We start from the raw sequence: 12,232 nt of genomic DNA, 5'->3' as shown, positions 1-12,232 counted from the left end.
GCACGCGGACGGGGCGGTCGGGGAGCCCTCGGACGGGGCGATCGCGGACGGGCGGTCGCGGACGGGCGGTCGCGGCGGCCCGACACCGCGAACTCCCCCTACGATCACGCCTACCGGACGGAACCACTCCGCCTCGGGCGGCGTGACCAGCACTGCGGTACTACAACGGTTGTCCACAACCCTGGACCTCATGTCGTGGTCGACCGATACCCTCGGGACGACATCGAAAGTCCGCTCTCACCAGGCATCAGGAGCAGCCATGCAAGGCCACGGCTATGCGCCGACACCGCCCCCCGGCCCCGACCAGGGGGGCCAGGTCACACTCCGTGTGATCTTCGTGGTGGTCGCGGTCATGAGCTGTGGCCTGCTCGCCTGGGCATGTCTGCTACGGCTCGCCTCGGTGACCCGCAGGCCCCGCGACTGGTGGCTGTTCGGCCTGGCGATTGTCCACATCGTCGCGACCCTGTACATCATCGGCACCGACCCGGGCGAGGAAGAGTTCACCACCTGGCGCGGCGACGTCGGCATGGGGCTGCTATTCGGCGGACTCGCGGCCATCGTCGCGTACTACCTGTACGCGGACATACGTCACTTCAGCCGCCCTCGGCCGGTCCCGTCGTCGCCGTACGCCCAGACCACGATGTACTCGCAGCAGACCGGGTACAGCTACCCGCCGGTCCAGGTCCCACAGCCCTACACCCCCGCCCCGCCGGTCCAGCAGCCGCCCGTCCAGCCGCAGCCCCCGCAGCAGCCCCAGCCCGGCCCGGAGCCGCAGCGTCCCGGGCCCGCACGGATAGACCAGGTGCGCGCCGAGCTCGACGAGCTCAGTGACTATCTCCGCAATCACGAAGGAGACCGGTGACACAGGGGCGGGGGACGGGACGCCTGATAACCGGCCGCTACGAACTGTCCACGCTCATCGGACAGGGCGGCATGGGCCAGGTGTGGACGGCGTACGACCAGCGCCTCGACCGGCGCGTGGCGGTGAAACTGCTGCGCCCGGACAAGGTCGCGGGCCAGGAGGCCGACGAGCTGAGGCGCCGCTTCGTGCGTGAGTGCCGTGTCACGGCCCAGGTCGACCACCCCGGCCTGGTGACCGTGCACGACGCGGGCAGCGAGGACGAGGAGCTGTTCCTCGTCATGCAGTACGTCGACGGGGCCGACCTCGCCGACCATCTCGCCGAGCACGACCCGTACCCGTGGCAGTGGGCCGTCTCGGTCGCCGCCCAGCTGTGCGCGGTGCTGTCCGCCGTGCACGCGGTGCCGATCATCCACCGCGACCTCAAGCCGCGGAACGTCATGGTCAAGCAGGACGGCACGGTCACCGTCCTCGACCTCGGCGTCGCCTCCGTCATGGACACCGACACCACCCGCCTGACCCACACCGGTTCGCCCATCGGCAGCCCTGCCTACATGGCCCCCGAACAGGCCATGGGCGGCGCGGTCGGCCCGTACACCGACCTGTACGCCCTCGGTGTGCTGATACACGAACTGCTCAGCGGGAACGTCCCGTTCACGGGCTCCACGGCCCTCGGCGTCCTGCACCGCCACCTCTACGAGCCGCCGGTCCCCGTCCGCCGCCTGCGCCCCGAGGTGCCGGAGAACCTGGAGGCCCTGGTCCTCCGGCTGCTCTCCAAGGACCCGCAGCACCGCCCCTCCTCCGCGCAGGAGACGTACGAACAACTCCTCCCGCTGCTGCCCGCGCGCGGTATGCCCACCGGCTCCCCGCTCGACCCCACGCGCCCCTTCCTGCGCCCCCACGCCCCCTGGCCGGACCGCGCCCGCATCCCCGCGCCGCAGCCGTCGGCCGCGCCCGACCAGGCGCCCGCGGCCGACAAACCCGACGTGGCGGGCGCCGTCGACGAGGTCAAGCGGCTCCTCGGCGAGGGCCGCATCACCCAGGCCGTCGACATCCTCGGCGCGATCCTCCCGGCCGCCGCCGCCCAGCACGGCGAGCACTCGCCCGTGGTCCGCACCCTGCGCAAGCAGTACGCGGCCACCCTCATGGACGACGGCCAGTACCGCCGGGCCCTGCCCGAGCTGCGCCGCCTCGGCGACGAGCGCGCCGCCGAGGCCGGCCAGGCCGACCCCCAGGCACTGCGCTTCCGCTACGACTCCGCCCAGTGCCTCGAACAGCTCGGCGAACCGGCCGCGGCCCTCGCCGAGTACCGCTCCCTGCTGCCGTACTACGAGAACCAGTACGTCGGCGGCGACCCCGAACTCTCCCTCGATGTCCGCCGCCGCATAGGCCACCTGCTCCTCGCCCTCGGCGACCGCGGCGCCGCCCACGAGACCCTGGGCCGCCTGCTGCTGGACGTGGAGCGGCTGCGCGGGCCGGGCCATCCGCTGGCGGGCGAGGTCCGGCGCACACTGCAATGGCTGGGGCAGGTACGCGGCTGACGCGGACGGCGTTCCGCATGTTTTGCGCCACCTTGGCCGAAGCTTGCCTTGGTCGAGAGCCGGGGTTTCCCGAACACGGAGACGGCACCGCTTGGCTGGACGCACACAGCGATCAAGGGGTGGGGCCACACATGTCCGACAACCAGTACAGCCACCGTCGATCCGACGGGTCGAGCCGACGGCACCCGGGCCGTCCCGGCCACCGGCAGTCCCGGAAGCGCAGATACATCGCCTGGACCGCCGCAGGCGCCGCCGTCCTCGCCGGAGCCGGGCTCGCCGCGCAGAGCTCCCAGGCCACGACCACCACCTGGCCCGCCGCCAAGGTCTACACGGGCCGCGCCTTCGACACCTGCACGGCTCCCTCCCTGTCCGCGATGAAGGCCTGGAAGACCGGCTTCTACGGCGCGGCGGCGGTCTACGTCGGCGGCAGGAACCGCGGCTGCGCCCAGCCCGAACTCACCGCCTCCTGGGTGAAGTCCGTCAACACCCTGGGCTGGAAGCTCGTCCCGCTCTACGTCGGCGCCCAGCCGCCCTGCCAGACCGGTTCGAGCCCCGAGAAGATCACCGCGTCGACCGCCACCTCGCAGGGCGCCGCCGACGGAGCGGACGCCGTCGCCAAGGCCGCCGCCCTCGGTATGAAGCCGGGCAGCGCGCTCTACCTCGACATGGAGGCGTACGACACCACGAACACGGCCTGCGACAACGCCGTGCTCACCTACGTCCGTGCCTGGCACAAGGCACTCGGCGCCAAGCAGTACCGCTCCGGCTTCTACGGCTTCAGCAGCTCCAGCGCCAAGGCCGTCGCCACCGCCACCGACCGTACGAACCTGCCGGGCAACCTCTGGTACGCCAAGTGGGACAAGGTCAACACGACGACCACCGACTGGCCGTTCGACCCGAAGCTGTACACCGGGCACCACCGCGCCCACCAGTACATGGTCAACAGCAAGGAGAGCCGCGGCGGCCACACGATCACCGTCGACCGCAGCGCGTGGGACGCCCCGGTGGCGATCGTGGGGTGAATCGGGGGACGACCGCCGTCCGACGCCGGGCGGGTACCTGGGCCGCGCCGCAGCCGGAGCGGCCGCGCCCGAGGGCCGGTGGTGGCACGGTCCCGGGGCGACGGTGCCCGAAGTCGGCGTGAATCGTTGGTCGAATGGCTGGCCGAGAGCAGGGCCACTGCCTAACATCGATCACCGCAAGACTTTGTGCACCGCCGCACAATCTCCTCGGGAGGCCCACTTGCACCGCCGCCGTCGCACCGCGCTCCTCTTCTCCGCAGCGATCGCCGCCGCGTCCCCGCTCCTCACCGCCTGCGGAAGCGATGCGCATCCCGGCGCGGCGGCCGTCGTGGGCGACGACCGGATCACGGTCGCGCAGCTGGAGAACCGGGTGAACGAGGTGCGCACCGCCCAGCGCGCCGCCAGCACGGACCAGAACCAGTACCAGCAGGTCGTCGCCCAGACCAGCGCCCTCACCCGCAACACCCTGAACGGCATGGTCCTGGAGAAGGTCCTCGACCGGGCGCTCGCGGACGCCGACGTGACCGTCACCCGCAAGGAGGTCCAGAAGTACCGTTCCGACCTGGAAACGGAGGCCGGCGGGGCCGAGGCCCTGGAAACGGCCTACCTGCAGCGCTACAGCGTCGCCCCGGAGCAGCTCGAGGAGAGCCTCCGCAGCGACGTCGAGGTTCAGAAACTCGCTGCCTCCGTCGGTGCCGACCTCAACACCCAGGAGGGCGGCGCCGTCTTCTGGAAGGCCCTCTCCGAGGCCTCGAAGAAGCTCGACGTGGACCTCAACCCCCGCTACGGCAGCTGGGGCGTCGATCCGACGTCCGGCCGGGTCGGCCTGCTGGAAGCCAAGACACCGTGGCTGAAGGAAGTCACCGGGACGGGGACGAGGGAGTCGGCGTAGCGACGGGCCGGTGGCCACGGCTGGTGCCTACGGCCCGTGCCTGGGGCCGGTGCTTGCCACCGGCGCCCAGGACGGATGACTCGGCGGGCGCCCGGGACACCGGCCCACATGACACGGCAGGGGGGCGAGGATGAACCCGTCCCCCAGCCCTGTGAATAACTTCGGGGGTCGTCCGTGACGTGGGTTACGTTCGTGGGGTGAACGCAAACCGCCCCGACGGCGCCTCCGCCACCACGGCATCCGCCACCACGGCCCCCGAGAGCACGGCCCCCGAGACCACGGGCTCCACCCCTGGCCCCGGCCGAGTCGTCCTGCTCACCACCAGCCACCGTGTCGCGCCAGGCCTGCTCTCCTGGCCGGCCTGGCAGGCGCTCCACGGGGCGGATCGCGTCCTCTGCGCGGACGAGGCGCACCCCCAGCTCCCCTATCTCCGCGAGGCCGGCATAACGGTGGAGCAGGCGACCCCGGCGGCGGACGAACTGGTCGACATCTGCGCCGGCGACCGCACGGTGGTCGTGGTGGCCACGGCCGAGGGCGAACCCCGCCTCACCGACGGCCTGGCCCGTCTCGCCGGCTCAGGCCGCGTCCAGATGCCGTCCCTGGAACTCCTCCCCGCCTCCTACGACCTTCCCGGCGCCCGCCTCCTCGACCTCATCCAGGTGATGGACCGGATCCGCGCCGAATGCCCCTGGTCCTCCCAGCAGACCCACAAGGGCCTCGCCAAGTACGGCATCGAGGAAGCGTACGAACTCGTCGAGGCCATCGAGGAGGGCGACCGCGACGAACTCCGCGAGGAACTGGGTGACGTCCTCCTTCAGGTCGTCTTCCACGCACGCATCGCCGAGGACGACCCCGACACCCCCTTCTCCATCGACGACGTGGCCGCCGGCATCGTCACCAAGCTCATCCACCGCCACCCGCACGTCTTCGGCGACGCCACGGCCACGACCCCGGAGGAGGTCAAGGCGCACTGGCTCCGCACCAAGGCCGTGGAGAAGCAGCGCGAGTCGGTCACCGACGGCGTACCCCTCGGTCAGCCCGGCCTCGCCCTCGCCGCCAAGCTCTCCTCCCGCGCCCGCACCGCAGGCCTCGCCGTCCCGATACCCCCCGACGGCGACATCGGCTACGAACTCCTCACCCTCGCCGCCCAGGCGGAGTCCCAGGGCATCGACCCCGAGGCGGCCCTACGGGCAGCGGCCCGCGCGTACCGGGAGGCGATCCGCGTCGCCGAAGGCGTCGGCGCGGGGACGAAGGACAAGACGGCCGAGGAGGCCGAGGAGACCGAGGAAGAGAGCGACAGGAGCGGAGAGGAGAGCGACGGGACCGGAGACCTCACTCGCTGACATGCCCACGAACGACGCGCCCCCGGATCCGCTGCCGGGCCCGCTGCCAAAGCTGCAGCCAGACCTGCAGCCAGACCTGCTGTGGGACGAGGTGAAGGAGATCTTCGACCCGGAGCTGATGGGTTCATTGCCGGACCTGCACGTCCCGGACGCCTCGGCGGAGGACTGGCAGGCGCTTGGCGATCTCGTCGCGGAGAGCGGCTGGAAGCACGAGTACATCGAAGGCACCACGACGTCGGCGCTGCCGAGCGCCGCGCGCGTACTGGCGCGACCACTCGGTGCCGAATGCTCCCAGCTGAGGGTCTGGCCGGTGGCGGACATGCTGGCGATCTTCCGCTTCCACTCCGAAGAGGTGATCGACTTCGACGTGGATCTGAGGGAGATCCAGGGCCAGGACCGGCTCGACGCGTTCTGCGGCTTCCTGCGCTCCCTCGGCCGGCGCCTCGGCAAGCCGGTCCTGATGTGCCCGGAGGGCGCCGACGACTGTGCGGTACTGGGCTTCGACCCCGTGAGCGCCCGCGTCGTGCTCCTGCCCGACCGGGTACCGGGGACAGGGCCGGGCGCCCCCGAAAGGCCCGATACCGTCGGCGAGTGACCAACCAGCCCGCATCCACCTCCGCCACCCCCACGGGAACCGGCGCGCCCGATCTCTTCACCTGGGAGTTCGCCACCAACCCCTACCCGGCGTACGCCTGGCTCCGAGAGCATGCCCCCGTGCACAGGACGCGCCTCCCCAGTGGTGTGGAGGCCTGGCTGGTCACCCGCCACAGCGACGCGAAGCAGGCGCTCGCCGACGGGCGCCTGTCGAAGAACCCGGCACATCACGACGAGCCGGCGCACGCCAAGGGGAAGACGGGTATCCCCGGTGAGCGCAAGGCAGAGTTGATGACGCATCTGCTGAACATCGATCCGCCGGATCACACCCGACTCCGCCGTCTCGTCTCCAAGGCGTTCACGCCCCGCCGGGTCGCCGAGTTCGCGCCCCGGGTCCAGGAACTGACCGATCAGCTCATCGACCGGTTCGTGGACAAGGGCGAGGCCGACCTCATCCACGAGTTCGCCTTCCCCCTCCCCATCTACGCGATCTGCGACATGCTCGGCGTCCCCCGGGAGGACCAGGACGACTTCCGGGACTGGGCGGGGATGATGATCCGGCACGGCGGTGGCCCGCGTGGCGGCGTCGCGCGGTCGGTGAAGAAGATGCGCGGCTATCTCGCCGACCTCATCCACCGCAAGCGGGAAGCTCTCACCGAGCACCCCGCGCCCGGCGAGGACCTCATCTCCGCGCTCATCCGCGCCTCCGACCACGGTGAGCACCTCACCGAGAACGAGGCCGCGGCGATGGCGTTCATCCTGCTGTTCGCCGGGTTCGAGACGACCGTCAACCTGATCGGCAACGGCACGTACGCCCTCCTCACCCACCCCGAACAGCGCGCCCGCCTCCAGGCCTCCCTCGCCGCCCGGGAAACCGCGCTGCTCGAAACCGGCGTCGAGGAACTCCTCCGCTACGACGGCCCCGTCGAACTGGCCACCTGGCGCTTCGCGGCCCAGCCCCTGACGATCGGCGGGCAGGACATCGCCCCCGGCGACCCCGTCCTCGTCGTACTCGCGGCGGCCGACCGCGACCCGGCCCGCTTCGAGGACCCCGACACCCTCGACCTCTCCCGCCGTGACAACCAGCACCTCGGGTACGGCCACGGCATCCACTACTGCCTGGGCGCCCCACTCGCCCGCCTCGAAGGCCAGACCGCGCTGGCGACGCTCCTCACTCGCCTCCCAGACCTGCGACTCGCAGGGGATTCAGCCGATTTGAGGTGGCGAGGAGGTCTCATCATGCGGGGGTTGCGCACGCTTCCGGTGGAATTCACCCCGCAGAAGCCGCCTGTGAGCGGTACGTAGCGGTATCCGGGCGGCCCGTAGCAGTACCCCATTCCGCGCCAGAAGATGACGCTCCCTCAACTCTGTGATCTTCACGTGATCTGCGCTGCATTAACTTGTGACAACTGATCGACTGCCGATACGTTCACACGTCAGTGCGAAGGGGGCACCGTGCCCGTCGCACGGGCCACTGCTGTCGTGTGAAAGGCAACCGCATGCTCTCCGGGAACGGTCGTCACCGTCGCCCCCGTCAGGCTCCTGCTCTCCTCGTCGCGGCCGGAGTGACCGGATCGGCCATCGCGATCCCACTCCTCGGCGCCACCGGCGCGAGTGCGGCCAGCGGAACCACCTGGGACCAGGTGGCGGAGTGCGAGAGCGGTGGCTCCTGGAGCGCGGACACCGGGAACGAGCGCTACGGCGGCCTCCAGCTGACCCAGGCGAACTGGGAGAAGTACGGCGGCCTCGACTACGCGACGACCGCCGACCAGGCCAGCCGTTCGCAGCAGATAGCGGTCGCCGAGAAGGTGCTCGCCGACCAGGGCGTCGGCGTCTGGTCCACCTGCGGACTGCTCCACAACCTCGGCGGCGACTCCGGTTCCGCCGACGTGGACACGGGTGTCGCGGGCGACTCGGCGAGCTCCGACAGTTCCTCCGACTCCCTTGACTCGTCCGGTTTGTCGGATTCATCCAAGTCAACCGACTCGACCGACTCGGCCAAGGCGGGCGACTCCGTCGACTCGACCGACTCGGGCCGGGCCGACGGATCGGGCAAATCGTCGGACTCGTCGGACTCGTCCGTGAATGCCCCCGAAGGTTCCACCAAGGCGGAAACCGGCACCGGCACCGGCTCGGGCGACTCCACGGCCTCCGGCGGTGAAGACCCGGACGATTCAAGCCGGAGTGACGGCTCTTCGGCTGCCGATGACAGCGACAGCGGCGCCGGCCGTCACCGCGGCGCCAGCGCCGACGAGGGCGCCGACTCGGACGCCGACGCCGATGCGGGCGCGACCGACGACTCCCGCACCGACTCCGCCTCCTCCGGCCGTCACGCCTCCCGTGGCGGCGACGCGGCGCGTGAGGTCGCGGACGGCGCGTACACCGTCCAGGTGGGCGACAGTCTGACGGGCATCGTGAACTCGCTCGGCCTGGGTGGCGGGTGGCGGGACCTGTACGCCGAGAACGAGGGCACGGTCGGAACTGACCCGGACCTTATCCTTCCCGGTCAGACCCTCGAAGTCGGTGTCGAAACGGGCGAAAAGTAGCGACAGTTCAGGTCACGGTTCGACACTGAATGCCCGTTTTGATCTAGGTGGGAGATGAATCACAGACCCCCTGATCGTCTTTGAAATTCGGGCAATCACCTGTTTACGGTCGTGACCGCTCGCCACAGCGGGCCCTTCCGGTCGGCACGCCGAATCCTGCCAGCGACCGCGAGGAACAGTCGTCGCGCAAGCGCCGTAGGCAGGAGCGGGGGACCCAAGGTAAGTGCCGGGTCCGGCAGTTACGGCCCTTCGGGGTCGTACGTCCGGAACCGGCTTGGGGTGAAGCCGTGCGACGTGAGCCGAGAGGCGAGCGTGCGCGGCCGGGCAACTCAACCGGCCCGAACCCGACAGCTCACCTCGTAGGCGTCGGTGAGGGGATCTCTCCATGCTGTTTTCCAGCAAGGGCAAGCACCGTCGCCCGTCCAAGGCCGCTCGCGCCATCGCCGTCGCCGGTGTCACCGGCGCCGCCGCCATCGCCGCCCCGCTGATGGTCGCCGGCAGCGCCTCCGCCGCCACCGCCTCCGAGTGGGACGCCGTCGCCCAGTGCGAGTCCGGCGGGAACTGGTCCATCAACACCGGCAACGGCTACTACGGCGGTCTGCAGTTCGCGGCCTCCACCTGGGCCGCCTACGGCGGTACGCAGTACGCCTCCACCGCCAACCAGGCGAGCAAGGCCCAGCAGATCGCGATCGCCGAGAAGGTCCTTGCGGGCCAGGGCAAGGGTGCCTGGCCGGTCTGCGGCGTCGGCCTGTCCGGCGCCGCGTACGACGGTGCCGCCGCCTCCGGTGGCACCTCGAACTCCGGCTCCTCCTCGCAGGAGAGCACCCAGGAGAGCACCAAGAAGAGCACCGAGGACACCCGCGCCTCCCGCTCCTCCGAGCGCTCCACCGTCGAGACCCCGACCGGCAAGAAGGTCAAGAAGGGCGACGGCGAGTACAAGGTCGTCAGCGGCGACACCCTCAGCGGTATCGCCGAGAAGAAGAACGTCAAGGGTGGCTGGGAGAAGCTCTTCGAGCTGAACAAGGACATCATCGACGACGCCGACTTCATCTACCCGGGCCAGCAGCTCCACCTGAGCTGACCCCCGGCTGCCGCGACGGCCGCTCGACGTCTGCCATCCCCACGGCCGCCCCAACGGCCGGGCAGGCGGGGCGGGTTCAGCCGGGCCGAAATGAACAAGGCCGCTCCCCGGCTGAACCACAGCCCACTCACATCCGTGTCCTCCATAGTGAAGACCTCGTGAGGGCCGTCCCCCCGTCCCCACGGGCTCCCCGCCCCGGTGCGCATTCCCCCGTACGCACCGGGGCGGGGCTTTTTCGTGCGCGTCCCCGAGTCGCCGCCCTGCGCGTCCGCCCGGGCCACTCCCTCCTTCTGTTCACTTTCTCGCCCACCCCCCTTTGTTCCGAGCTGAAACAATGGGTACGGTCTGTCTGTCCACGGGACGGTCGGTCGGCTGCCGACGGCCCGGGGGCGGTTAGGCTCTAGTCGCAAGGCCCAAGCGGCCCCGCACAACCAGCGTCACATCCCATGAAGGAGATGCTCGTGCCGTCCATCGACGTCGTCGTAGCCCGGGAAATCCTCGACTCGCGAGGCAACCCCACCGTCGAGGTCGAGGTCGGCCTCGACGACGGCAGCACGGGTCGTGCCGCCGTTCCGTCCGGCGCCTCCACCGGTGCCTTCGAAGCCATCGAGCTCCGTGACGGCGACCCCAACCGCTACCTCGGCAAGGGCGTCGAGAAGGCCGTCCTCGCCGTGATCGAGCAGATCGGCCCGGAGCTCGTCGGCTACGACGCCACCGAGCAGCGCCTGATCGACCAGGCGATGTTCGACCTGGACGCCACCGACAACAAGGCCTCGCTCGGCGCCAACGCCATCCTCGGCGTCTCCCTCGCCGTCGCCCACGCCGCCTCCGAGGCCAGCGACCTGCCGCTCTTCCGTTACCTGGGCGGCCCGAACGCGCACCTGCTGCCCGTTCCGATGATGAACATCCTGAACGGCGGCTCGCACGCCGACTCCAACGTGGACATCCAGGAGTTCATGATCGCCCCCATCGGCGCGGAGTCCTTCTCCGAGGCCCTGCGCTGGGGCGCCGAGGTCTACCACACCCTCAAGAAGGTGCTGAAGACCAAGGGTCTGTCCACCGGTCTCGGCGACGAGGGCGGCTTCGCCCCGAACCTGGAGTCCAACCGCGCCGCCCTCGACCTCATCCTCGAGGCCATCAAGGAGGCCGGTTACACCCCCGGCGAGCAGATCGCCCTCGCGCTGGACGTCGCCGCCTCCGAGTTCTACAAGGACGGCGTCTACACCTTCGAGGGCAAGGAGCGCTCCGCCGCCGAGATGACGGAGTACTACGCCGACCTCGTCGCGTCGTACCCGCTCGTCTCCATCGAGGACCCGCTGTTCGAGGACGACTGGGCCGGCTGGAACACCATCACCGCCAAGCTGGGCGACAAGGTCCAGATCGTCGGCGACGACCTCTTCGTCACCAACCCGGAGCGCCTCGCCCGCGGCATCGAGGAGGGCTCCGCCAACGCCCTGCTCGTCAAGGTCAACCAGATCGGCTCGCTGACCGAGACCCTGGACGCCGTCGAGATGGCCCAGCGCAACGGCTTCAAGTGCATGATGTCCCACCGCTCCGGCGAGACCGAGGACGTCACGATCGCCGACCTCGCCGTCGCCGTGAACTGCGGTCAGATCAAGACCGGCGCCCCGGCCCGCTCGGACCGTGTCGCGAAGTACAACCAGCTGCTGCGCATCGAGGAGATCCTCGACGACGCCGCGGTGTACGCCGGCCGCTCCGCCTTCCCCCGCTTCAAGGGCTGACAGCAGCAGGACGGCAAGTAGGAAGCGTCGTACGTACGTCCCCGTACTCGGTCCCGTACCGTGTGCGGGGACGTACGCACGTGCACGCAGGAGAAGAAGGGGAAACGGGACATGGCCGTGAAGGACCGGGACCGGGACCGTTTCTCCACCGCGACCCGGCTGAAGGTGCTCGGTGAGCAGACGGCGGCCCGGGTCTACCGCTCCCAGACCAAGCGTCAGGCCCGCCGCTCCCGGCTGACCGGCCGGGCCGCGCTGCTCGCCCTCGTCCTCTGCTCGATGATCGTGGCGCTCGCCTATCCCATAAGGCAGTACGTCTCCCAGCGCGCCGACATCGCCGACATGCAGCGGCAGCGCCAGGAGGCGCGCGAGCGGGTCGAGGAGTTGCGCGACCTCAAGGCGCGCTGGCAGGACGACGCGTACGCCGAGCAACGCATCCGGGAGCGGCTGCACTATGTGATGCCGGGCGAGACCGGCTACACCATGATCGACCCGGACGCCGCGAAGCAGTCCCGTACGACGCAGGGGGCGGCCGACCGCCCCTGGTACACCAATGTCTGGGACGGGGTCGACAAGGCCGACGCCGCCGACAGCTGAACGGCCGCCCCGTGACCG

11 protein-coding genes and 1 riboswitch are annotated in these 12,232 nt (G+C 70.4%); all 11 genes read left to right on the top strand.

The genetic code is table 11. From position 1 onward, the window contains the following. Positions 1 to 259: 259 nt before the first annotated feature. Positions 260 to 862 (top strand): hypothetical protein, encoded by a 603-nt coding sequence (locus OG858_RS18440; RefSeq protein WP_319262417.1) that lies wholly within the window; start codon positions 260 to 262, stop codon positions 860 to 862. A 44-nt stretch (positions 863 to 906) separates the two neighbouring features. Continuing rightward, on the top strand, positions 907 to 2,400 hold the full coding sequence (locus tag OG858_RS18435) for a serine/threonine-protein kinase (RefSeq protein ID WP_319067958.1): 1,494 nt from the start codon (positions 907 to 909) through the stop codon (positions 2,398 to 2,400). Between the two features lie 131 nt (positions 2,401 to 2,531). After that, positions 2,532 to 3,422 carry a glycoside hydrolase domain-containing protein gene (locus OG858_RS18430; RefSeq protein ID WP_328544711.1) on the top strand — a complete coding sequence of 297 codons (891 nt, stop codon included), beginning with the start codon at positions 2,532 to 2,534 and terminating at the stop codon, positions 3,420 to 3,422. A 220-nt stretch (positions 3,423 to 3,642) separates the two neighbouring features. Beyond that, positions 3,643 to 4,314, top strand: a complete 672-nt coding sequence (locus tag OG858_RS18425) for a SurA N-terminal domain-containing protein (protein ID WP_086750415.1) — start codon at positions 3,643 to 3,645, stop codon at positions 4,312 to 4,314. A 197-nt stretch (positions 4,315 to 4,511) separates the two neighbouring features. After that, positions 4,512 to 5,657, top strand: a complete 1,146-nt coding sequence (locus OG858_RS18420) for a nucleoside triphosphate pyrophosphohydrolase (protein ID WP_327748811.1) — start codon at positions 4,512 to 4,514, stop codon at positions 5,655 to 5,657. 118 nt (positions 5,658 to 5,775) lie between these two features. Beyond that, positions 5,776 to 6,252, top strand: a complete 477-nt coding sequence (locus OG858_RS18415; RefSeq protein WP_319320906.1) for a hypothetical protein — start codon at positions 5,776 to 5,778, stop codon at positions 6,250 to 6,252. After that, entirely contained in the window at positions 6,249 to 7,556 is a 1,308-nt protein-coding gene (locus OG858_RS18410; RefSeq protein ID WP_328544712.1) for a cytochrome P450 family protein, read from the top strand. The genes OG858_RS18415 and OG858_RS18410 overlap by 4 nt, the downstream gene beginning before the upstream one ends. A gap of 194 nt (positions 7,557 to 7,750) precedes the next feature. Beyond that, positions 7,751 to 8,797 carry a LysM peptidoglycan-binding domain-containing protein gene (locus tag OG858_RS18405; RefSeq protein WP_328544713.1) on the top strand — a complete coding sequence of 349 codons (1,047 nt, stop codon included), beginning with the start codon at positions 7,751 to 7,753 and terminating at the stop codon, positions 8,795 to 8,797. Between the two features lie 181 nt (positions 8,798 to 8,978). Continuing rightward, a riboswitch (cyclic di-AMP (ydaO/yuaA leader) is annotated at positions 8,979 to 9,178 on the top strand. Positions 9,179 to 9,182: 4 nt separating this feature from the next. Further along, the gene (locus OG858_RS18400; RefSeq protein ID WP_086750420.1) at positions 9,183 to 9,878 is read left to right on the top strand and encodes a LysM peptidoglycan-binding domain-containing protein; all 696 of its coding nucleotides are present in this window, start codon (positions 9,183 to 9,185) and stop codon (positions 9,876 to 9,878) included. A gap of 461 nt (positions 9,879 to 10,339) precedes the next feature. Further along, on the top strand, positions 10,340 to 11,620 hold the full coding sequence (eno, locus tag OG858_RS18395; protein ID WP_086750425.1) for a phosphopyruvate hydratase: 1,281 nt from the start codon (positions 10,340 to 10,342) through the stop codon (positions 11,618 to 11,620). A 111-nt stretch (positions 11,621 to 11,731) separates the two neighbouring features. Beyond that, a complete protein-coding gene (locus OG858_RS18390; protein ID WP_037692931.1) occupies positions 11,732 to 12,214 on the top strand; it encodes an FtsB family cell division protein in 483 nt (160 codons plus the stop codon). Positions 12,215 to 12,232 lie beyond the last annotated feature (18 nt).

Source organism: Streptomyces europaeiscabiei (assembly GCF_036346855.1).
In the GTDB taxonomy this organism is placed as follows: Bacteria; Actinomycetota; Actinomycetes; order Streptomycetales; family Streptomycetaceae; genus Streptomyces; species Streptomyces europaeiscabiei.
Note: the sequence above shows the minus strand (reverse complement) of the source record. Positions and strands in the feature narration are given on the sequence as shown.